Origin of the sequence: Limnoraphis robusta BA-68 BA1 (assembly GCF_034932365.1) — a bacterium.
Taxonomy (GTDB): Bacteria; Cyanobacteriota; Cyanobacteriia; order Cyanobacteriales; family Microcoleaceae; genus Capilliphycus; species Capilliphycus robustus.
On sequence record NZ_JAYGHR010000018.1, the window covers coordinates 1 to 21,067 of the forward strand.

Consider the following 21,067-nt stretch of genomic DNA (forward strand, 5'->3'; position numbering starts at 1 on the left):
CGACATTTGAGACTTCCCAGATGGCTTTAAAAGCTACCCGCAAAATTAGAGTAAAGTCAGCCAGAAATATGCTGTCATTTGCTCACTATCGATTTCAACAATTTCTTAAGCATAAAGCTTTTGAGACTGGTAAATTAGTCCTTGATGTCTGTGAAGCCTACACCAGTAAAACAGTTAGCTGGACTGGAGAAATTGTCAACGTGGGTGGTTCTAAGTTAATCAAATCAAAAATAGATGGTCGTGTGATGGACAGAGACATAAATGGCGCACGAGGTATTTTTCTTCGTGCTTTGGTAGATATACCCTGGATGCAACAACATCTTGCATTTGTTAATGAAAGTTAGCAAAAAAGTATCGGCAACTATATAATGTAAAAGACAATTGATAGTACACTTGCACTCAATCAGCCATCGTGTTTGTTCTTCCTGGCTATGAATACTTTCTAGGCTTCCTGATTATCTGTAGCCTAGTTCCCGTTCTCGCTCTTGGTACATCCAAGCTCGTCCGTCCCAAAAGCCGAAGTGGCGCCCGACGCACCACCTATGAGTCGGGTTGTGAACCCATCGGAGGGGCTTGGATTCAGTTCAATATTCGCTACTATATGTTTGCCCTGGTGTTTGTCATTTTTGACGTAGAGACGGTGTTTCTTTACCCCTGGGCTGTAGCCTTCCACAAGTTGGGATTATTAGCGTTTATCGAGGCTTTGATTTTTATCACCATTCTTGTGATTGCCTTAGTTTATGCGTGGCGTAAAGGCGCGTTGGAATGGTCTTAAGTCGTTAGAATCACACAGAAATTATGACAAGCCAGAGTATTACCCCGGAAACCGGAAAAATCATTAATCCCATTGAGCGACCCCAAGTTACTCAAGAACTGTCAGAAAACGTTGTCTTAACGACCGTTGATGACTTGTACAACTGGGCGAGACTGTCGAGTTTGTGGCCGTTGCTATATGGTACGGCTTGCTGCTTTATCGAATTTGCTGCTTTAATTGGTTCTCGCTTCGACTTTGATCGCTTTGGTTTGGTGCCGCGTTCGAGTCCTCGTCAAGCGGATCTGTTGATCACTGCCGGAACCATCACGATGAAATATGCCCCTGTGTTAGTGCGGTTGTACGAACAAATGCCCGAACCCAAGTATGTAATTGCAATGGGGGCTTGCACCATTACGGGCGGGATGTTTAGTATGGACTCGACGACGGCGGTGAGGGGTGTAGATAAATTAATCCCGGTAGATGTCTATATTCCCGGTTGTCCTCCTCGTCCAGAAGCCATCATTGATGCGATCATCAAACTGCGGAAGAAAATTGCCAATGATTCCCTACAAGAACGGGGAAACCTCCAACAAACTCATCGCTACTATACCCGTTCTCATCAGATGAAGGTGGTTGAACCGATTTTGACGGGTCAATATTTACAATCTCAAACTCGTCAAGTTCCACCCAAACAATTAACGGAAGCAATGGGAATGCCCGTACCCCCGGCAATGCTAATCGAACAAACCAAGGAGGAACAGCGTGGCTGAGACGGAAGAAGCAGCAATTGTTGAAGCTGGCCCAATTTCTCAATGGCTGAGTCAAAATGGATTTGAACATGAATCGTTAGAACGAAATCACTCGGGAGTAGAGATCATTAAGGTCAGTCGAGATTACTTGATTCCCTTATCTACAGCCCTCTACGCCAAAGGATTTAACTGTCTACGATGTCAATGTGCCTATGACCTTGGCCCGGGCGAAGATCTCGTCAGTGTCTATCATTTGGTAAAAATTGACGATGATGTGGAACAACCCGAGGAAGTTTGCGTCAAGGTATTCGTTCCAAGAGATGATCCCAGGGTTCCGTCAGTGTACTGGATTTGGAAGGCTGCCGACTACCAAGAACGGGAGTCTTATGATATGTACGGTATCGTTTACGAAGGTCATCCTAATCTGAAGCGAATTTTAATGCCAGAAGATTGGGTGGGCTGGCCGTTGCGAAAAGACTATATCTCTCCTGATTTCCATGAGTTGCAAGATGCCTATTAATGATTGTCGGGTCAGATTGATGACTGATTAATACAAACGGCACTCCTGTCAATTTGAGGGAGTGCTGATTACAATCTAAAGAAAATAGGCAAAAGCAATCTACGCTGGGATGGAGGCAGCCCAAACGCATTGCCAGATTTCGGAAAAGTCTGGTATAGTTGCCTACGATTAGGTAGCATTTATGTCTAGCCTAAGCTTCGTTATTTTTAGCCGCAGGGCTTGCGGTGTCAGCCTGTGGAGCGAGTGTAAGACCTGAAAGATTTCTAAGTCTAGAGGGCATCTGCATTGAAGCAGGAACCTAAATCGTCAGGTTTAGGAATCTTCTCCCTTCAGGGAGGAAAGGATGCCAAGAGAGCGCATATGTACGATACCATTTAGGTTGCAACATTATACAGTCCTGCGGGACTTGTCTTCGTACAATACTTTGGTGGAGGAGTTTAATTGTGAGTACTATTCGAGGATCAGTATTTCAGGATCTTAACGGTAACGCTATTTTTGATTTGGGAGAAGGTCTTCCCAACGTTACTGTATTTTTGGATGATAATGGGGATGGTTTACCCACCGATCTCGAACAGGTCAGGCTGACCGATTTCAACGGTGAATACACATTTGCTGATTTACCCGCAGGAACCTTTGTTCTCGATCAGGTTACACCCCCAGGCTTCAATGAACCTCTAGGAGTTCCCATCTCCCTAGCAACAACGGGCGATGTAAACGAACGGATTGATGTCAACATCCTTAATGTCAATCCCGTCCCACCTGTCAATCCGGTTCCAACAACCACAACTCTTAGCGGTGCGGTTTATATAGATAACAACAGAAATGGAATCTACGAACCGTTTGGAGAATTGGGTGAACCCACGTTAGCGGAAGGGTTTCCCAACGCAGCTATCTACATTGACCTCAACAACAGTGGTTTCTTTGAACTCAGCGAACCCTCAGCAATCCCGAACGAAGCTGGATTCTATATCTTTGAGGGCTTACCCCCGGGTTCCTATCTGCTGAGAGCTGATCTCCCGAGTGGATTTGAGTTAATCGATGACGATAGCTCGATTGACGATAACTCAATTGTTGCTAATGTCAATTTTGGTATCAATCAATTTGATATCGGGGTGATTAACCCGAACAGTGTCTACGGTCGTGTAATCCGTGATCTCAATGGTGATGGTATACCCAATCCTAATGAACCTCCACAGGAGAATATAGACGTTACAATCGTTAACCGGAACACCGATGACATTGAAACAGCTACGACAGATAATAACGGGTTTTACATCATTGATGGTTTAGATACCGCGATTGACGGAGAAGATGATCCCCAAAACCCCTTTGCAAACTACATTGCCAGAACTGAACCTGAACGGTTTGCCAACGCATTTGAGATAGAGTTTGGTACGCCTTCAAGTAGTTATGTGTTTACTTCTCCGGTTCCTCCCGTGGGTGCGTTTCCAGGGGAAATCGGCCTCACACTCGTTCAAGGGGAGAGCCTGCAAGTCAACGCTACACTGGTGTTTAATCCTGCGGGATCGTCTTTATTGCTGCCCAATAGTATTGCCGGTGTCGTCTTTAATGACCGCAATGCCAACTCCCTGCTTGACTTTGACCCAGTGACGGGTCTAGCAGATGATCTGGTCACAGATGCGACCCTGTTTATTGATCTCGATGATGATGGTGTCCGTGGGGACGATGAACCGACCACCACAACGGACTTTAACGGAAACTTTGCCTTTACCAATTTACTACCCACACCGAATATTGATCCGATCACAGGTCTTGCTGCGATCGAAGATACCTATGTCGTTCGAGTTGAGCCAACAGACGATCTGGGGAACTTAACCACTCCAATTGCTGCGATCACTCTAGGTGCTGGCGAAGCTGCTCAATTAACCTTCGGACTTTCGGGTGTAGTTCCCTTCCCGCCCGAAAACCAATTTGCTCAAGTGGGCGGTGGTATCGACGCCGATGCTCTGATTCCCGTCAGAGGCTTCACTCCCACAGTCGCGACATTCCCAGTTGTCTAATTCGGATTTACAACTCGACGGTTTAATGAGAAGTCGTTAAGTTTTTTGTATTGAGTCATCCCTAGAAAGATCAAGGTGAATTTGATCAACCTTCATCCTTTTCTGGGGTGATTTTTTTTGTAGATTTTCAGCATTATATCAAAAAATGTATCAAGATACTCAGATCATCAACAGAGAAAACGATATTATGAAATAATTAGGAAAAAATTAAGTTAAGTTTAACTTCAATCAAATTGTATCAACAGCAAACGGCTTTAAAGTTTCCTGCCAGTATCTTTCGATTAGACAACGGATTAACCATTATTCATCAGGAGATCTCTGCAACTCCAGTGGTCGTAGTCGATGTTTGGGTTAGAGCTGGAGCTGTGCAGGAGCCTGATCATTGGTCAGGTATGGCTCATTTCCTAGAACACATGATTTTTAAAGGGACAGACAAAATCGCTCCCGGAATCTTTGACCAAGTGATCGAAAGTCGAGGGGGAGTCACGAATGCCGCTACAAGTCACGACTACGCCCACTTCTACATCACAACCGCCGAGCAGTACCTCGAAGATACCCTAACCCCTTTGGGAGAATTGCTCTTACAAGCGAAGATTCCTGATGATGAATTTATCCGAGAGCGGGATGTAGTCCTCGAAGAAATTCGTCAAGCGCAAGATGATGTAGACTCCATTGAGTTTCAGTTGATAATGGAAAATATCTATAGTCATCATCCCTACGGGCGTCCGGTGCTGGGAACTCCTGAGAAATTAATGCAGCGATCGCCAGAAGAAATGCGCTGTTTTCATCAATGTCATTACCAACCGGACAATATGGCGGTTGTGATCGTTGGGGGAGTCAAACAAAATCGGGCGATTAATGCGATCAAACAGGCTTTTGATTCCTTTCCCTCTCCTCAAAACTGTCCTTGTATCGGGTTAACGCCTGAACCAAAAATTAGAGAAATTCGTCGCCAGGAACTGCAATTACCAAATGCTGAACAAGCCCGATTAACTTTAGCTTGGCTTGGCCCGGATGTCAAACAGTTGCGAGAGGCCTATGGCTTAGATTTGCTTTCGGTGATCCTCGCCGAAGGACGAACTTCTCGTTTAGTGCGGATGTTGCGGGAGGAATTGCAACTGGTTGATCATGTGATGAGTAACTTTTCTTTGCAACAACAATCGAGCTTGCTGACGATTAGTGCTTTGTTAGATACACAGCATATTGAAACCGTTGAAACGCTAATTCGTGATTGTATTTCCTCACTGCAAAGCGAACCGATTTCTGAACTCGAACTGAAACGGAGTCAACGTTTACTCTGTAATGATTACGCTTTTTCCACAGAAACACCCGATCAGTTAGCGGGTTTGTATGGCTATTACTTTACGGTTGCCGAACCCGAGTTATCGATGATTTATCCCACTGAAATTCAATCTTTTGAACCTGATGATTTGCAAGAACTAGCGCGAAAATACTTAAGTTTAGATTGCCATGCCGTGACGGTGATTCTACCGGGTTAGAAATACAGATTCAATCACACAGACAGGTCATGGCACTTCTCTAAAGTTAGGACTCTAGACGATAAACATCCGCCAGCAATTCATTCGCTTTGAGCCTTCTTTCTGGAGCGGGAGCATCATAGATAATCAATATAGAATTAGATTCTCCTAAACAGGGAAAATGAGCAATACCTTCGGCGTTATCGGCTCCTACTTTAATCGGCAAATCAAACATCACTTCTAAATGTTTGGAGTCCTGCCAATAAATCATTTCTTCAGTTCGCTTCTCAATATTTTTTAAGCGAAAGATTCGCATTGCCCCATTTAGATCCATTGTGGGGCCGGCGAGAATAATTAAATCTCCATCATGTAAATAAAGTTCTCGAATTCCTAATCCATCCAAGTCAATAAAATGTTTTCGATAGAGTTCTCCCTCTTTTTCCATCGGTTTAAGCATGAGAACACCCGGTTTTTTTTCGGCAACTTCGATCTCTAAAATAATCGCTAAACCTCGCAAAACAGGCCCTCTTAACCCTAAGAAAATCCGATCACCATGAATGGCTAACCCCTCAATATCAAGTCCGTTATCTTTTGAGGGTAAACCACTGGAAACAATGGCACCAATATGAGGATCTTTTTTGAGACTTTCAACTAAAATATTACCTTCTTTTGTTGTTTCTAAACGAGCGGCTGTCAGTTTTTTCTCAGGATCATCTTTCAACGTACAAGACTTAACCAAATTTCCATCAATAACAGGAATACGAGCAATTAAATAACGATTCGCCTCCGATGTCACCTGAGATAACCGCTCAACATCTTTTTGGGGATCTTTTCCCTTGGGTTTTTTGCGTTTGGTACTGTGAGAACCCATCACCCATAAGTAACCCTGAGAATAATCTAAACCTTCGATATCAATTTCATCCTCAGTATTGGGGAGTTCAAGAAAATCCGAAAGAGGAAAATGCTGATGATTGCCAAAAACCAACGGTTCAACTGGGGAAAGTCGCTCGACTCCCAACAACTCATCAGAACCCACCCACAAACTACCATCGGGTGTCATCACTGCGGCTGAGAGTTCACCGACTAAATCATCGGAACCATTTTCAAAGCGTAGTAATACTCGACTCAGTAAAAAACCTTCTGACATTGGCTTGATTAATCACAGTTGTCTTTGATGTTGTGATCTTACTCGATTTTTGGCTTAGGTGGTTTTAAACTGACAATAACGAGCTTGTACAATCATATAAATTCCATAGGCAACCAAACCTAAAGCCACTATTGCCAGTAAAATTTTACCATAGGGCTGCTGTGCTAAGGTTTGTAACGCTCCCTCGAGTCCCTCAACTTGACTGGGATCAAATTGTCGAGCGGCTTGAATTAAAAAGAAACCTAACATCATAAAAATAACGCCTCTCGCGGCAATTCCAAAGCGACAGACGTTTATAATTAATTTTTTTTGTTTATAATCAAGTTCTGCTAAATTCAACTTCTTCTGAAACTTCGTCTGATAGGCTTGATAAATAAAATATAAACCTAGTCCCATAATAAGCAGACCCAGAGTTCCGACTAACCACTGACCAAAGGGTTGTGAGAGTACACGAGCCGTCCAAGTTTGTTGGCTATTACCTCCACCAATACTCGATCCAATTGCTAATAAAGCGGCATTGAAGGCTAAACTGGCATAGATTAAACCACTAAGAATATAACCCAGCCTTGTGGCAATTCCTTTAGCATCTGTCCCTTTATTTTCAGGATCTTTGATGGCTTCTACAAATCGCCAGATGACATATCCTACTAAACCAACTGCGACTAAAATTAATAAAATTTGTCCAAAAGGTTGAGCAGCAATGGTTCGGAAAGCACCGTTGATATCGGTTGTTTTTCCGTTGGAATTACCAAAGGCTGCCATGACTGCTAATAAACCAATCAACCCATAAACAGCTCCTTTTGTTGCATATCCAAAACGAGCTAATCTTTCCACCCACATGATTCATTTACTCCACCAATTAAAAAGAGTTATAAAAACCAGTAACTAGAAGTTAGTACAGCGATCAAAGAGTTCTTGATACTGTTGCTGATGTTGGGGATTATCGAGAACTAATTCAACTCTCACTTTAGCGCATCCATGATCATCTTCTAGAGCAATCGTTTGTAATAAATCACTGGCTGCTTTTAAAGAAGCAAATTCCCCTTTAACGCTGACTTGATGAGGTCTAAGTTTGGTTGATTCTAGTTCAACTCCCGTTATTTTTCCTTGTGATAAATCAATTTCAGCTAGGGGTTTTCCAGGCGATCCAACTTGTTCTACAATTAATTTTTCTCGTCGAACTGGAACTTCAACGATTTCAGTTTCCACTGTTTTACGAACGATCACTTCACCAATTTTTCGCCGTTCGTGCTTCACCGATAATCGTTCAGAAAGTAGACGAATTGTTTCATGATCTAGGGTCTTTGTAAAGGATTCATCTGCCCAATTAGTAAGATCATCGTTATCATCATTTTCTGAATCATCAACCGATTCAATCTTTTTCTCTTCGGTTACATTTTCAATCAAATGAGCTGAATATTGATTCAACTTTTCTCGCATTTTATCCGTTAATTCGATAAAAAATCGATGATCATCTAAATCTACTTTTAGGATCGACTTTTGATGAACTCTAAACAAAGGCTTTGATTGTCCAGGCAGAGAAAAAAGAATCTGAATTGGGTCAGACTCATTTTTTAATACTCGTTCGACTTGACCGATTAATTCTCCTTGTTCATCGACAACCGAATAGGTCTGAACATCTTGAAGATTTAATGAATTATCAGGAGAAGAAACAGTAGGATAACGCTCTTGAGTAGTCATATTATGATGTTGATATAAGTTGATTCGCTAAAAAATTAAGTTTTTATTGAGTTAAAATTGAATAGAGGCGTTAGGTGGCTGGTGTTAGAAATAATCTAAGACCAGAAAAACCACCTAAGACCCAAACTCAACCTAACTATCACGGCTTTTGATCAACCCGGTTTTATCGTTTAACAACGGGTTTTCCATCTTTATCAACCCGCAATTCTTCACGACGGAGGGTTTCTTCAGCCGTTACAATATCGCGATCAACTTCTTTGCGGACATTCACTTCTTCACGCACATAAGCTTCCTTGTGAATATCTGCGGTTTCTTCGTAAATATCCATACGAGCGACTTCACCTTCTTTAAAATTCGCAGTACCCGGTGTTACCACTTCTCCGGCATTTGAAGGAGTCGTTCGTTCAATAACTACACGCTCTTTTTCAATCGGAACAGAAGCCTGAGCTTTCTCTGTTTCTACGGTTTTTCCGATAACAACTTCTCCCGCTTTATGACGATCTTTATTCGCAATTAAGCGTTCTTCATAGAGCTTGAGTGTACCATGATCGCGCTCGTTGAGCTCAAATAATTCTTGATCGTTATCATCGCGGTAGTTAGTACCATTACCATTCGCTACAGGTTGACGAGTGCGATAACTTTGGCGAACCCGTTCTTCGTAGTCATAGTCTACAGTCATATTGCCATCATACTGTGGTAAAGCCTCAGCTTGTTCTCTGCTGGTTAAACCCAAAGCATATAGCTTACGATCATTAAAATCAATCCGAGAACGACCGACAGGTAATAAGACCTTCTTACCAAAAATCCAGAAACCTGTGTCAATTACAAAATAACGAATTCGACCTGCTTCATCAACTAAAGCATCATCAACTGAACCGATTTTTTCGTTACTGGTTCCCGCATAAACGGTATAACCTTTGAAGTCGTTTCCTTTAAACAACTCATCCACGTAGTTGGGATAGTATTCTTTAATTCTTACTAATGTCATAATTTATTGTGTTTTTGTTTCAACTACACTTACCATATTAGAAAATGAGCGAGTGTAATCAATCCCCCCACCGGGAGATTTAAAAGCTATGTCGGGGGATGGATGATAAAAATAGAGAAAAATTTAGATACTTAAGAAAACAAAGATAAAAATTATCTTAACCTTTCTAAAGATTCAAGAAAGGGCTATTGAAATTGAGAAAATTAGAGAGTAAGAGGGTAAAAATATGACAAGAGCAGCAACAGACTACAAACGAGGAGTTGGAGTTTTTCAAACACGGAGACAGGTAGAACAAGCACTGGATCAATTACGCGATCGCAATTTTGATCTCAAACAAGTTTCTGTGATTGCGCCGGACTCCGATAGAGACTCAGAAGTTGAAGTTTATACTCATTCTCAAGGAAATCACGCGGATACAGGGGCGGTTTCCGGTGCGATCGCCGGAGGGACGCTCGGTATCATCACTGGATTATTAGTCGGTTTGGGAGCGGTGGCAATTCCCGGAATTGGGCCGATTTTATTAGCAGGTGCCGAAGCAACCGCGTTGGCGACAACCTTAGCGGGAACGGCGATAGGTGGCACATCCGGCGGAATTATCGGGGCTTTAATTGGTTTAGGGATACCTGAAGATCAGGCGAAAGTTTATAATGATCGACTCTCCCAACATCAATATATTGTCATCGTAACCGGAACACCCCGAACGGTTGATCAAGCAGAAGACATCCTTCGCCATCAAGGAATGGAACAATGGCACGTTTATGATGCTTTGCAAGTCGAAGTTACACCGATGATCGATGATGAGGTTTCCAGTTCTTCCTTTGAAGATCAAGAAAGAGCGATCATTACTCCCCCCGAAATCCAACGAAAAGTCGGACATCCAGAACATTCTGAACGGATCGAACGAGAAGAAAGAACAATTATTACCCCTCGTGTTGAGACAAAAAACTCTATTGAATACGATGGCAGACCGGAAGTGATTGAGTATCAACAACGTCAACAAACCGTCACTACCACTCCGTCAGAAGTCAAACAAAACGTTGTACATCAAGGAGATCCCAAAATGATGAAACGTCAAGAAAGATCCAATGTAAACCCTCGCGTCGAGGCTAAAAACTCTGTTGAATATGAGCAGCCACTAGAGATAGAAAATCCTGTTGAATCTAATCGACGAGTTGAGACACAACATCCTGTTGAATACGATCAACAACGTCAAGAAAGAGTGAATTCACTGGAGAATCTCAAAAAAGAGGATCGCCAAACGATGGAGGGTAAAAAACTATCAGATAATCCAGAAGTCATCGTAGTAATTGATCGACGGGATGCTCAATACAAATCCCCGGAAAAACGTCAGTAAAAACTTCATATTATTCAAAAATTAAATAGGAGTAAACAACATGAAAAAGTTAACATCTTTAATGATTGGGAGCCTAGTTTTATTAGGTGCGGCTGGATGTGATGTTGCTCGTACCAGTGCTGACGCTCCCACCTCTATCGACGGTGAAGTTAAAAATCCCCGAATGATAGAAGAAACAAAACAAGACGCGGATAAAAATATTCGTCAAGCGCAATTAAACTCAGATATTCGGGCGCGAGAAGAACGTAATAATTGGTCTGGAGATCGACAAGAACGTTCGGATTCGGATCTTGAAAGCGAAGTTCGTGCTAAATTAGAAGCGAATATTCAGGGAAGTAAACTAACCGTTCAAGCCGAAGATGGTGCAGTAATAATCGCTGGAACCGTACCCACTCAACGAGCATATGAAACGATTGAACCGTTATCCAAAGAAATTCTTGGGGTTGATTCGGTTGATATTAGTAGGGTCGAAGTCGTAGAACCTATAGAATCTTAGTAAGCGGTTCACTCAACTCAGTTAAGAGCAACTTTTGATGTAAAAAAGATGGGTTTTGAAACCTTCTCAATTTTCGGGCTTGATCGGGGTGGCTTGGGTGTTTTATTAACGGGTAGTTGATTGAGTCGATGGAAAATTTGAGTCACTAGCTTGTATAATCAGAACGAAGTCTGTTTAACAGCGATTACTGATTTTACTTCAACATCTCCCATGAGTCGTTCTCCAAAAACGGGTACAAAAATTGTCTTATTTACGATGGGAATTGCCCTGATTATTATCGCCGTGATTGTGGTCTTAAGGGGTTTAGGTATTTTATCCGCTATTCCCGACTTTATCATTTGGGCGTTGGTTCTTCTAACGCTGGGGATAGGCATCATAGGAGGGCTATTAAGCCAGGGAAATTAAGCATTAGATTGAAGCACAATTGCTCACTGTTAGTGTATCTGAGTCCGAATAATAATGGACTCTACCCAAAGGTAGAGTTAAAAATTATATCTCTCAGCAGAAGCCATTTGCTTTGTATCGTGTTATCCTATTAGTCTCGATCCTAAAGGGAAACCGAAATAAACGTAATGTTAGAGCGAACAGCCCAGTTAAAACAGGCGTTAGTTGATTTTGTCTATGATGCAGAGGGAGACTTAGCGGTTGCCTTTGAACAGTATGTCGCCACTCATGGGAGTCGAGATCGTCAAGATATTCGTCTGCAAAACTTGGTTGTAGATATGTTTTTAAATGCAGGCGAAGTTAGGGATCAGACTCCCATTGATCTATTCTTGGCGAGTCAGTCTGACTTGACTGCAAGCGATCGCGATCTGCTAAAAAATTGGCAGCAAACCTTCACAGGCTTATTTGAAATCATAGAGATTCAGCCCGAAAGTTTCAAGTTAATGAACTGGTTAACAGCTAAATATTATACTGTTTTTCCGAGTCCAGAAATTTCTCAGTCAGACATGGATAAATGGAAACCGGGTGATATTTTGCTGAGTCGTATTGCTCCTTTACCGGATGGAAACTGGATGTTTTCTGGGGCTTGTATTCCCAAAGGGAAACTGGGTAAACCTAAACTTGCTGTTGTTATTGGTGAATTTAAGGATAACTATCCAAATCAACTCTATGGAGATGCACCTGATCTTTTAGAAAAAGCCTGGGAGTCTGTGCTTAAATATCATCAAGAATTTGTTGATTGTTTGGGGAGTGATCGTATTTTATTACCGGGATATCAGCTTAACAAAAAAATTACTGAATTGCAAGAAAGATTAAGCAAAAAACAATTAGAAGCGGCAGGAATTGATAGTTCAAAATCTCTCAAACAGATTATTCAAGAAGCGGGAGTCGATGAGACTGAAATCAAAGCTTCAGCCACAGAAGCGGGTGTCGATGAGAAATCAGTTGAACAAGTGTTAGGAAATAATGACTCTCCGATGCTTTTTCCCAAAGTACAACTTCCCGATGAAATCAAACGGGCGGAACAAGTCATGGCTTTTTCTCATCCTCGTTGGGGTCAAATGTTCGTTCCAACTTATCCTAAATTTGTGAGTGTACTTGAAGCAGAAGATCCGGTTACTCAACCCAATTCTGATAAATTGGTGCGAAAGTATTTAGAAGATAAAGAGATTAATACTTTTATTTGGCAACAACTGAAAGAAGAATATCCAACTCAACTAGAAACTCTCTTAAAAGCAGTATTAGAACGTCCCGATTTTAACTTAGAACGAGATTTTGAACCGATGCTCAAACAATACAATAAATCTCTAGAACCTCAACTTCCAGAAATTGCGAGTGTTCCTCAACATCTGCATCAGTTATTTGAGGAAGCCGTTGCTCAGGTACAGTCCAAATCTAAAAGTAGTAAGAAGAAAAAGAAAGGCAAGGGTTTTCAAGAAGCTTAAGGAATGGTGATTTATAGAGGAGTTGTAATAGAATTCTGTTTGCTCATCATAAAAAACAGAGCCTATTACAGCTCCGCTCAAGAATCGTTCTACTGTCTTACCTGTCCCTATGCACCTTGTTCATACAGTCAAACTCTGAAAAAAAAGAGTTTAGTTTAATTTTTGTATTTAGTTCAGTTTAGGCGTGTCTTGCAACTAATCCCCAGATAAAGATCAAAAGCATTGCACCTAATACTGCAAAGATAATACTTGGAATTGTTAATGCTCCGGCTGAGGCGGCGGCGGCACCGCTACTTCCCAATAAAGTTTTACCCAGATAACCACCAACCAATGCACCTAAGATTCCTAGTCCTAATGTGGCAAAAATACCGCCTCCTTGATTACCCGGGTAAATTAGTTTTGCAAGCGCACCTGCAATCAAACCCAAAGCTAACCAAGCTAAAATACCCATAATTTTTTTCCTCAAATTTTTTTCTTGATGTTCTTATCCTATCGCTTTCAGCAGTAGAGCGTCTTCTACCAATAGAAGGAACATATTTAGAGTCCATAGAAAGAGGAAGTGTTAATAATTCTCTATCTGGAGAAATAGCTTTTTATTCACAAGCTCATCACTCAGAGAGATGATTTAACGTCTCATTTAATTCTATATTTAAGTCTAATGAAGTTCCCAATGAACAGGAATAAAAGAGATGAATTTACTGATGAATGCTGGCATAGATGCCGCTCCTCATTTTCCAGTTTCAGCCGTAGTTGTAGGAGTTGTTGGCTTTCTTGCAGCCACTTCAATTGGTTCTATTGCCTGGTACAATTCTAAACGACCTCCGGGTTGGGAAGATAAAGAACGTCCTGATTTTGTTCCCAATGTGGATAAGTCAGAAGATCCCGGTCTAGGTTAATAGATCACTAAAATTCCTAGCATTTTGAATGTTTTTAAATAAGCTAGATCATGCTATAACTCATTTTAAACGATTTAGCTTTCACTTGTACTTTATCTCTTTTAATAAGGAGGATATTATGGCAGATACTCATAAGAAAACGGGTGGCGATGAAGGTCATTATGATCGTAACATTCAACCTGCTGAAGTTGGCGCTCGTCAGGATAGAGAGGGTGATCAATATAAAAAGTTGCCTGAAAAAGAAGGCGGAATTGATACGACTAAAGGCTACACCGTTGATCAAGAAGGGTTAATGAATAATTACGCCATTGAACCTGAAATGTACGTTAATACACCTGGAGATTTACGGGAAGAAGAGGAAGCTGAAAAACAAGAACGAGTGGAAGAGTTAAAAGAGGTTCAAAAACACGGTCAAAAAGGTCAGGGTGTGATCTAATCTAGGCTTTATCTCCAAAAAAGATAGATAGGAGCTTTATCTCCCGCAAAGGTTTGCCCAATCTTGCAAACTTCAATAGCGGGAGTTTTTTAGATATAAATTTTCAAAAATATTAAGCTGTAAAAATATTGTTATCAAAATCAGTCTTTTGACGGATTAGTTTATATCAATTTTTGTTTAAATTATAAATATAGAGATTAAAAACGCTCTAAAAATTGTTCAAGAATAGGAGATATTTAATCATGTCTACTGAAGATAAAGCAAAAGCAACAGCTAAAAATATCGAAGGGAAAGCTCAAGAAGCTATGGGTAAAGTAACGGGCGATCCCGAGGATCAAGCTGAAGGTAAAATGAAGCAAGGACAAGCTCAAGCTCAACACACTGTTGAAAATGCCAAAGATAAAGTAAAGAAAGCAGTTGACTAATAAAATCTAAATTTGTTGAGGTTTAGTTTCTAGTTACTATGAGGTTCAGATGAACCTCTTTTTTTTTAGAATATAAAAACCCGATTTCTCCAAGAGATCGGGTTTTTGCAAGGGATTCTATTGAATAAAACTAGGAAAAATCTGCATCAACAGATCCACCCGGTTCGTGAGCGATTAAAATTTGACGGTTTCCCAAGTCTGTAGTCCGTTTTTCTGAGTTGGGTTGTAACTCATTGGGATCTTCTGATTTAAAATACTCTTCAAGTTCAACAGCAGGGTCAACACCGGGATCTACATCAGAATCTATTGCGCGATCGCGATCTGATGGTTGTTGATTATTCATAATCATGTTCAAATTATCCTTTGATCTGACAAATAACATCTGATTGATCTCTAGATTAACGATAATTTTAATAGGTTGACCTCTTGCTAATGAAATAAATTAATGAACTTTTTTAATATAGGTTTAGGGGCGCAAGCCTTATACCCCTAGCAAATACAAAATTTTTATTTCTAGTGTTTAAATGACTAATGAATCTGAATGCACAGACTAACCTGGCACTCAGTTCTTAGAGTCGATACTTCAACCAGATTGAGGTCACAGTCCCAATAAAGTGAGCCGCAACACCATTCAAATTAGCAACGAGAATCAAAACATCCAGCGCTCGCACCGCTTCGCTGGCATCGGTTAGCGTCGTTCCTGGAGGTTGGGAAATAGTTTTAGCAACTAACACGGCGGCTGTTAAACCGGAACCGATTAAAGTCACAAAAATTCCCCCTAAACCGATGATTAATCCGAGATTTATCAGTCGAATTAAATCTGATTTAGGAGGGGGTTTAGTGGAGTCAGCTTTTCGCAAACGTTGACCAACTCGCGTATACCAAAATGACAAAACAATACTCGCTCCGGCTGCTAAAATTCCACAGACTGCCAAAAATATTCCCCCTCCCATTGCTGGATTCGTTTGTGCGGAAACCTGACGACCTGTAATTACAAATAACAAAGAAATTCCCGAAACCAAAACTCCCACGAGTTGTAGCCAGAAGCAACTCCATCCAGTCAAACGTAGGTTCAATGCTTTCTTCTTTAATGTGGTAGAAACGGACGAACTATTCATCTTGAAATTTTGCTATTGGGTTTTTAAAACGTTTGATAAAGCTGACATTATTTAGCCTCAATTTTCAACAAAATCCAACTATAAAGCTGATGAAACTTTTCTCAAAATCCTGTTTATATTCAGCAATACATGAGGATATTCACTGCATCTTTCAGCTTCTAGGATTTTAACGAGGGTTGAGATTGTCGGCGATAAACTGAACTGAGCAACACATCTAATACACCTGCCTGTCTTGCTCTGAAGACAGCTTGATGAGTAATCAAATCACCAACATCGAGAATAATTTGACCTTGTTCATCTCGAATGATGCGCTTAATTGGACGGCCTAGAGCTGCCTTAATTTCCTTGTCTTGTGTGATTTGAGCGATTTGTTCTTCAGAGAGTTTAACATCTTTTGGCTTCTCTTTGCTTCTTCCTCCTCCGGGTGATCCCATCTGAACTTGTTTTAGATAACTCGGTACTATCACTTGTTATAACCTCCTGTTTGGTTTTTGGATTGAACGCCATTTTAGTTGAAAATGTAGGTTTTAAAAAACTATATTTTAAAAATTTGCCCCACTTCTAATATAGTTAGAATCTCCTCTAAGTTTTATCTCCCATAGGTCATAAGTTTAGCGTTAAAGGGCATTGTCATCAAAAATAGAGTCCTTCAACTCCATTGAGAACCGTCCCCAAAAATACCCAGAGTCTCAAAGTTTGTTATTTTAGCAAAGGAAAATACCAGACTGACCCAAATCAGATTAAATCATTCTAAAAATTATGAAAATTCTAAACAATATTCACCTTGATCAAAACAACTCTTTAGATTTGACAATCTCAGGCTGAAGTTTGCAAAACAGTCAACGTTGCTCCGAGCAATAGTGTACAAGTTTAGAATTTCCCCACTAAATTTTTGGCAAATTAACGGCAAACAGGGGTAATTGTTAACTGGTCACGGGCCACTGACTGCACCTCCTGATGGTAATTTCTGTCCGATTGCAGTGATTAATCCGTCTTAGGTTAGAGGAAATTTGATCTATATTTATATATCTTAAAGATATTGGTGTAAAATCGGAAAGTTTGACCCTAAATCCAACGGTAAGGCGAGCATTGCCTCAGTTAAATCATCTGAAATTAGATGGATTAATCAGACAGTAGAGGGAACGATCATCATGGATATTACAACCGTTTGGGAAGAACTCGCCTGGGAACGAGGCGGCAAAATTATATATATTATTATCGATGGGGTTGGAGGGCTTCCTCACCCCGAAAAAGGCGGCACTGAACTGCAAATTGCTCACACTCCCAACCTCGATCAAATTGCTCAACAGTCGAGTTGTGGATTGTTAGAAATTGTCGGCCCGGGAATTACACCCGGAAGCGGCCCGGGTCATTTAAGTTTGTTTGGTTACGACCCTCTGATTTATGATGTGGGTCGGGGAATTTTATCGGCTTTGGGGATTGAATTTGACCTACAACCGGGAGATGTTGCCGCACGGGTTAACTTCGCAACTGTTGATGAACAAGGAAACGTTTCAGACCGTCGTGCAGGTCGCATTGACACTGATTTGAACCGTCGTTTATGTAAAAAAATTAACGAAAAAGTTACCCTAGATTTTGAGGGTGAATATTTTTTTGAAACCGTTAGTCAACATCGAGCGGTGTTTGTATTACGAGGAAAAGAATTAGATGGTCAGTTGGAAGATACCGACCCTCAAGTGACGGGAATTTCGCCAAAAGATCCTAAACCGTCGTCAGAAGAATCGGAAGTAACAGCCGAGTTAGTGAGGTCTTTTATCGCCCAAGTTAATCAAGTTCTCGCGGATGAACAACCTGCGAATAGCATTTTAATGCGAGGATTTGATCGTTATGTTCCTTTTCCGTCTTTAAGCGATCGTTTTGGCTTAAATGGGGTTTGTATCGCTGATTATCCCATGTATCGAGGGGTGAGTCGTTTGGTGGGAATGGACGTTTTACCGCGTCCGGGTGGCATGAAACAACGCTTTCAAGTGTTAGAATCTTGCTACGGTGATGATTATAATTTCTATTTTCTTCATGTTAAACATTCTGATAGTCGCGGCGAAGATGAAGACTTTGATGCTAAAGTTCAGGTGATTGAAGAAGTCGATCAATTGATGCCGATTGTTACTCAATTAAATCCCGATGTATTAGTCGTCAGTGCGGATCATTCTACACCTGCAATTCTGGGCTGTCATAGTTGGCATCCGGTTCCCGTAATGATGCGAGCAAAAACAGCAAGAATTGATGAGGTGGCGACGTTCGATGAATATGCTTGTTTGCACGGTGCGTTGGGAACAAGACCCGGTGTTCATTTAATCGGATTGGCATTGGCTCATGCTCAACGATTGCGAAAATTCGGGGCTTAATTTTGGTATATTTTTTATTAGTTATTTGGAGTCATTTTATGGGATTTAAGAAAATTTTTCGGCTACTAAAAGAAACATTTAAAGAATGGCAAGAGGATAAGTCTTCTAGTTTGGCGGCTGCTTTGGCTTATTACACTGTTTTTTCATTGGCACCGTTATTAATTATTGTGATTGCGATCGCCGGAGCTATTTTTGGAGAAGAAGCGGCTCGGGGTGAAATTGTTGGTCAAATTCAAGGGTTAGTCGGAAAACAGGGTGCAACGGTTATAGAAGAAGCAATTCAAAATGCAGATCAACCTCAAATTAGTAGTATTGCTTCAATTTTTAGCATTATTTTTCTGTTGATGGGTGCGTCTGGAGTATTTCTTCATTTGCAGGAATCTCTCAATGCCATCTGGAATGTGAAAGCCCAGCCTAAAAACGGTATTGCCGGATTTATTAGAAAGCGCATTTTATCATTTTCTGCGGTTCTCGGAATTGGATTTTTACTATTAGTTTCTCTAATTCTCAGTGCTGCTATTTCAGCGATGAGTAATTATTTGAGTGGTCTAATTCCCGGTGCAGATTTCTTGTGGCAAATTCTCAACTTTGTGGTTTCTTTTGGGGTGATTACTCTGTTATTTGCCTTAATGTTTAAGTTCTTACCCGATGCTAAAATTCAGTGGAGTGACGTTTGGATTGGTTCGCTGATTACGGCTTTCTTATTTACGATTGGGAAATTTGCCCTCGGACTCTATCTCGGACGGGGCAGCTTTGGTTCAACCTATGGCGCTGCGGGTTCTCTGGTGATTATTTTGGCCTGGGTTTACTACTCCGCTCAAATTCTATTTTTTGGCGCAGAATTTACTCAAGTTTATGCGAGAAAATATGGCTCTCGAATTGTTCCCGATGAACACGCGATCCGAGTTTAATTTACGAGAAAAAACCGTTTGTTATCAAGGAATTTTTGTATAAAAATAGATGGAGTGAAGCCCAGAAAAGACCAAAAGTTAAACAGTTGAAATTAGGGATTTTCAGAGCAACACTCGATCTATAAATGTAAAATTTATTCTTGAAAAGATTCTATGAAGGTAACTTCACCATTTCTCTAACGTTCCCTTCTACACTGCCAACTCCCCGCATAAATTCCCGATCTTGTGGACAGACTTTCATTTGCATTCCAAATTTGGGTTTAATGGAAATAAAACCGCCGCGATCTATTTTTTGCACTGGAAGATATTCCCATCGGAAACGTTGCAATAACATCGCCAAAACGATTTTAATTTCCATCATCGCAAAAGCCGCACCCAAACATAAACGGGGGCCTGCACTAAACGGATTATATTCATAGATGGAAGGATTAAGATTCTCCCACCGTTGGGGATTAAAAGCTTCCGGAGCGGGATAAATTTCGGGCATATGATGGGTGTGATAAATACTGACAAAAACCTCGGTTCCTTTGGGGAGGATATAACCTCCTAATTCCGTGGTCTGGGAAGTCACCCGTCCATTCCAGGGAACAGAAGTGATTACTCGCAAACTTTCCTTAATTACTCTTTCTAATAAAGGTAATTGCTGTAATTGTTCGACTGTTGGGGAGTTGCCATGCAGGGTATTTTCGAGTTCATCCAGAAGATCTGCACAGACTTGAGGATGTTGGGAAAGCAATAATAAAGTCCAAGTTAGAGCGTTGGCTGTGGTTTCGTGTCCGGCGAGAAAAATAACTCCGGTATGAGCGATTAATTCATCTTCTGTTAAAGGATGACCCGTATCTTCATAACGGGCTTTGATTAACATTGAAAGTACATCTGGGTCGGGAGTTGCTTTGGCTTTTTTTTCAGCTATAATCCCTTTCATTTGCGTTTCAAATAGGCTCAAGTAATTGAGATAGCGATGAAAACTCAAGCCGGGTAAATCCAGGGGTAAAAGTTTTGTTAGAGGGTTGATTTGAAAATTAATAATCTCTTGCAGTAAACTTCCTGCACTGCGATCTTTTTCGGTAACATCTTCGCCAAATAAACTTTTAGTGGCAATTCTTAACGTTAAGATTTTCATCAATTGGTTAATTTCACAAGGCTCATTCACCTTGATTTGTTCGAGTTCCGACTGCGTGATGTCAACCATATCATTTCGATAAGAACGAAGTTGTTGATGATGAAAAGCTGGCATCATTAATTTTCGTTGCTGCAAGTGAGTCTCGTCATTGACTCCAAATAGTCCAACACCATAATTTTTTAAGGGTTTAGTTCGTTCTGAAACATCTTTGTAACGATAAAGTGTTCCCGATAAAGGTGCTTTATGATAAATATGACTTTCAGTGGCAACTTGACGAACAATTTCCGGCCCGTAAGCAATAACACTACCCGGACAGTCAGAAGCAGGAGAATAAAGATTTGTTCCCCCTCCCGCCACTAAAGAAGCAACTTTACCATAGGTTTTGAACAGTTCATTACTGTAGGCAATTGAGTCTTTGGCGAAGCTGATCGTATTAATTGTACGCCCGAGTAAGGGTAAGGAACTGGGGCCTGGAATTGTCCAGGTGTTTTGATTGGCGATCGCAGTCATCTTTCTTTCTCCCCGATCTCTAAATTTGCTTTTATATCTGTTCAAATTAACATAAAGATCTATAAATTGCAAAAGTTTTATTCTGAATGTTCCTAATGATTGTAGAATACTAAAAGCTTGGCTCTAACGTTTACTAAAATTTGTCTCCCTATGCAAAATCTAGGCTATTTATCGGAGAGCGGAAT

Annotated in this window: 24 protein-coding genes; 15 read left to right on the forward strand and 9 right to left on the reverse strand. The window is 40.9% G+C overall.

Features of this window, described 5'->3' with window-relative positions; genetic code table 11:
• The 6 genes from VB836_RS09340 to VB836_RS09365 form a co-directional block, all read left to right on the forward strand.
• Positions 1 to 344: zinc ribbon domain-containing protein (locus tag VB836_RS09340; protein WP_323219111.1), on the forward strand; the 344-nt coding region annotated here is incomplete at its 5' end.
• A 68-nt stretch (positions 345 to 412) separates the two neighbouring features.
• Positions 413 to 775: a photosynthetic/respiratory NAD(P)H-quinone oxidoreductase subunit C gene (gene ndhC / locus VB836_RS09345; RefSeq protein WP_046281725.1), complete on the forward strand. Its 363-nt coding sequence runs from the start codon at positions 413 to 415 to the stop codon at positions 773 to 775.
• 23 nt (positions 776 to 798) lie between these two features.
• Positions 799 to 1,524 carry a photosynthetic/respiratory NAD(P)H-quinone oxidoreductase subunit K gene (ndhK, locus tag VB836_RS09350; protein WP_323219112.1) on the forward strand — a complete coding sequence of 242 codons (726 nt, stop codon included), beginning with the start codon at positions 799 to 801 and terminating at the stop codon, positions 1,522 to 1,524.
• Positions 1,517 to 2,023 carry an NAD(P)H-quinone oxidoreductase subunit J gene (locus VB836_RS09355; protein ID WP_046281723.1) on the forward strand — a complete coding sequence of 169 codons (507 nt, stop codon included), beginning with the start codon at positions 1,517 to 1,519 and terminating at the stop codon, positions 2,021 to 2,023. Before ndhK ends, VB836_RS09355 begins: the two co-directional genes overlap by 8 nt.
• Before the next feature lie 443 nt (positions 2,024 to 2,466).
• Positions 2,467 to 4,044 (forward strand): SdrD B-like domain-containing protein, encoded by a 1,578-nt coding sequence (locus VB836_RS09360; protein WP_323219113.1) that lies wholly within the window; start codon positions 2,467 to 2,469, stop codon positions 4,042 to 4,044.
• A gap of 233 nt (positions 4,045 to 4,277) precedes the next feature.
• The gene (locus VB836_RS09365; protein WP_046281721.1) at positions 4,278 to 5,543 is read left to right on the forward strand and encodes a M16 family metallopeptidase; all 1,266 of its coding nucleotides are present in this window, start codon (positions 4,278 to 4,280) and stop codon (positions 5,541 to 5,543) included.
• A 46-nt stretch (positions 5,544 to 5,589) separates the two neighbouring features.
• On the opposite strand, the gene VB836_RS09370 is transcribed toward VB836_RS09365, so the two are convergent.
• From VB836_RS09370 to VB836_RS09385, 4 genes are all read right to left on the reverse strand, one after another.
• Positions 5,590 to 6,669, reverse strand: coding sequence for a DUF3616 domain-containing protein (locus VB836_RS09370; protein ID WP_323219114.1), 1,080 nt, complete (start codon positions 6,667 to 6,669; stop codon positions 5,590 to 5,592).
• 54 nt (positions 6,670 to 6,723) lie between these two features.
• Positions 6,724 to 7,509 (reverse strand): DUF1206 domain-containing protein, encoded by a 786-nt coding sequence (locus VB836_RS09375; protein WP_323219115.1) that lies wholly within the window; start codon positions 7,507 to 7,509, stop codon positions 6,724 to 6,726.
• A 45-nt stretch (positions 7,510 to 7,554) separates the two neighbouring features.
• Positions 7,555 to 8,370: a DUF2382 domain-containing protein gene (locus tag VB836_RS09380; RefSeq protein WP_323219116.1), complete on the reverse strand. Its 816-nt coding sequence runs from the start codon at positions 8,368 to 8,370 to the stop codon at positions 7,555 to 7,557.
• A gap of 163 nt (positions 8,371 to 8,533) precedes the next feature.
• Positions 8,534 to 9,358, reverse strand: coding sequence for a DUF2382 domain-containing protein (locus VB836_RS09385; protein WP_323219117.1), 825 nt, complete (start codon positions 9,356 to 9,358; stop codon positions 8,534 to 8,536).
• Between the two features lie 226 nt (positions 9,359 to 9,584).
• On the opposite strand from VB836_RS09385, the gene VB836_RS09390 reads away from it, so the two are divergent.
• From VB836_RS09390 to VB836_RS09405, 4 genes are all read left to right on the forward strand, one after another.
• Complete coding sequence (locus VB836_RS09390) at positions 9,585 to 10,712, forward strand: general stress protein (protein ID WP_323219118.1); 1,128 nt, start codon at positions 9,585 to 9,587, stop codon at positions 10,710 to 10,712.
• Between the two features lie 40 nt (positions 10,713 to 10,752).
• Positions 10,753 to 11,208 (forward strand): BON domain-containing protein, encoded by a 456-nt coding sequence (locus VB836_RS09395; protein ID WP_323219119.1) that lies wholly within the window; start codon positions 10,753 to 10,755, stop codon positions 11,206 to 11,208.
• A gap of 210 nt (positions 11,209 to 11,418) precedes the next feature.
• Positions 11,419 to 11,613, forward strand: coding sequence for a hypothetical protein (locus VB836_RS09400; protein ID WP_323219120.1), 195 nt, complete (start codon positions 11,419 to 11,421; stop codon positions 11,611 to 11,613).
• Between the two features lie 167 nt (positions 11,614 to 11,780).
• Positions 11,781 to 13,097 carry a hypothetical protein gene (locus VB836_RS09405; RefSeq protein WP_323219121.1) on the forward strand — a complete coding sequence of 439 codons (1,317 nt, stop codon included), beginning with the start codon at positions 11,781 to 11,783 and terminating at the stop codon, positions 13,095 to 13,097.
• 178 nt (positions 13,098 to 13,275) lie between these two features.
• Here VB836_RS09405 and VB836_RS09410 read toward each other — a convergent pair whose 3' ends face one another.
• Positions 13,276 to 13,548, reverse strand: a complete 273-nt coding sequence (locus VB836_RS09410) for a GlsB/YeaQ/YmgE family stress response membrane protein (protein WP_323219122.1) — start codon at positions 13,546 to 13,548, stop codon at positions 13,276 to 13,278.
• 250 nt (positions 13,549 to 13,798) lie between these two features.
• Between VB836_RS09410 and psb35 the strand changes: the two genes are divergently transcribed.
• The 3 genes from psb35 (at position 13,799) to VB836_RS09425 (ending at position 14,854) form a co-directional block, all read left to right on the forward strand.
• On the forward strand, positions 13,799 to 13,993 hold the full coding sequence (gene psb35, locus VB836_RS09415; protein ID WP_407659613.1) for a photosystem II assembly protein Psb35: 195 nt from the start codon (positions 13,799 to 13,801) through the stop codon (positions 13,991 to 13,993).
• 118 nt (positions 13,994 to 14,111) lie between these two features.
• Positions 14,112 to 14,429 carry a hypothetical protein gene (locus tag VB836_RS09420; RefSeq protein WP_323219124.1) on the forward strand — a complete coding sequence of 106 codons (318 nt, stop codon included), beginning with the start codon at positions 14,112 to 14,114 and terminating at the stop codon, positions 14,427 to 14,429.
• A 242-nt stretch (positions 14,430 to 14,671) separates the two neighbouring features.
• Entirely contained in the window at positions 14,672 to 14,854 is a 183-nt protein-coding gene (locus VB836_RS09425) for a CsbD family protein (protein WP_323219125.1), read from the forward strand.
• 130 nt (positions 14,855 to 14,984) lie between these two features.
• Here VB836_RS09425 and VB836_RS09430 read toward each other — a convergent pair whose 3' ends face one another.
• The 3 genes from VB836_RS09430 to VB836_RS09440 form a co-directional block, all read right to left on the reverse strand.
• On the reverse strand, positions 14,985 to 15,203 hold the full coding sequence (locus tag VB836_RS09430) for a hypothetical protein (RefSeq protein WP_323219126.1): 219 nt from the start codon (positions 15,201 to 15,203) through the stop codon (positions 14,985 to 14,987).
• A 220-nt stretch (positions 15,204 to 15,423) separates the two neighbouring features.
• A complete protein-coding gene (locus VB836_RS09435) occupies positions 15,424 to 15,972 on the reverse strand; it encodes a DUF3611 family protein (protein ID WP_323219127.1) in 549 nt (182 codons plus the stop codon).
• A 158-nt stretch (positions 15,973 to 16,130) separates the two neighbouring features.
• On the reverse strand, positions 16,131 to 16,439 hold the full coding sequence (locus tag VB836_RS09440; RefSeq protein WP_323219129.1) for a hypothetical protein: 309 nt from the start codon (positions 16,437 to 16,439) through the stop codon (positions 16,131 to 16,133).
• Positions 16,440 to 17,123: 684 nt separating this feature from the next.
• On the opposite strand from VB836_RS09440, the gene VB836_RS09445 reads away from it, so the two are divergent.
• A complete protein-coding gene (locus VB836_RS09445) occupies positions 17,124 to 18,338 on the forward strand; it encodes a 2,3-bisphosphoglycerate-independent phosphoglycerate mutase (RefSeq protein ID WP_323219130.1) in 1,215 nt (404 codons plus the stop codon).
• A 38-nt stretch (positions 18,339 to 18,376) separates the two neighbouring features.
• The gene (locus VB836_RS09450) at positions 18,377 to 19,249 is read left to right on the forward strand and encodes a YihY/virulence factor BrkB family protein (protein ID WP_323219132.1); all 873 of its coding nucleotides are present in this window, start codon (positions 18,377 to 18,379) and stop codon (positions 19,247 to 19,249) included.
• A gap of 151 nt (positions 19,250 to 19,400) precedes the next feature.
• On the opposite strand, the gene VB836_RS09455 is transcribed toward VB836_RS09450, so the two are convergent.
• Positions 19,401 to 20,882, reverse strand: coding sequence for a cytochrome P450 (locus tag VB836_RS09455; protein WP_046280964.1), 1,482 nt, complete (start codon positions 20,880 to 20,882; stop codon positions 19,401 to 19,403).
• Positions 20,883 to 21,067: the final 185 nt, after the last annotated feature.

Coding starts and splice junctions, on each gene's coding strand:
- ndhK (WP_323219112.1), top strand. CDS start 799: ATGACAAGCCAGAGTATTACCCCGGAAACCGGAAAAATCATTAATCCC.
- VB836_RS09370 (WP_323219114.1), bottom strand. CDS start 6,669: ATGTCAGAAGGTTTTTTACTGAGTCGAGTATTACTACGCTTTGAAAAT.
- VB836_RS09375 (WP_323219115.1), bottom strand. CDS start 7,509: ATGTGGGTGGAAAGATTAGCTCGTTTTGGATATGCAACAAAAGGAGCT.
- VB836_RS09380 (WP_323219116.1), bottom strand. CDS start 8,370: ATGACTACTCAAGAGCGTTATCCTACTGTTTCTTCTCCTGATAATTCA.
- VB836_RS09385 (WP_323219117.1), bottom strand. CDS start 9,358: ATGACATTAGTAAGAATTAAAGAATACTATCCCAACTACGTGGATGAG.
- VB836_RS09390 (WP_323219118.1), top strand. CDS start 9,585: ATGACAAGAGCAGCAACAGACTACAAACGAGGAGTTGGAGTTTTTCAA.
- VB836_RS09395 (WP_323219119.1), top strand. CDS start 10,753: ATGAAAAAGTTAACATCTTTAATGATTGGGAGCCTAGTTTTATTAGGT.
- VB836_RS09400 (WP_323219120.1), top strand. CDS start 11,419: ATGAGTCGTTCTCCAAAAACGGGTACAAAAATTGTCTTATTTACGATG.
- VB836_RS09405 (WP_323219121.1), top strand. CDS start 11,781: ATGTTAGAGCGAACAGCCCAGTTAAAACAGGCGTTAGTTGATTTTGTC.
- VB836_RS09410 (WP_323219122.1), bottom strand. CDS start 13,548: ATGGGTATTTTAGCTTGGTTAGCTTTGGGTTTGATTGCAGGTGCGCTT.
- psb35 (WP_407659613.1), top strand. CDS start 13,799: ATGAATGCTGGCATAGATGCCGCTCCTCATTTTCCAGTTTCAGCCGTA.
- VB836_RS09420 (WP_323219124.1), top strand. CDS start 14,112: ATGGCAGATACTCATAAGAAAACGGGTGGCGATGAAGGTCATTATGAT.
- VB836_RS09425 (WP_323219125.1), top strand. CDS start 14,672: ATGTCTACTGAAGATAAAGCAAAAGCAACAGCTAAAAATATCGAAGGG.
- VB836_RS09430 (WP_323219126.1), bottom strand. CDS start 15,203: ATGATTATGAATAATCAACAACCATCAGATCGCGATCGCGCAATAGAT.
- VB836_RS09435 (WP_323219127.1), bottom strand. CDS start 15,972: ATGAATAGTTCGTCCGTTTCTACCACATTAAAGAAGAAAGCATTGAAC.
- VB836_RS09445 (WP_323219130.1), top strand. CDS start 17,124: ATGGATATTACAACCGTTTGGGAAGAACTCGCCTGGGAACGAGGCGGC.
- VB836_RS09450 (WP_323219132.1), top strand. CDS start 18,377: ATGGGATTTAAGAAAATTTTTCGGCTACTAAAAGAAACATTTAAAGAA.
- VB836_RS09455 (WP_046280964.1), bottom strand. CDS start 20,882: ATGACTGCGATCGCCAATCAAAACACCTGGACAATTCCAGGCCCCAGT.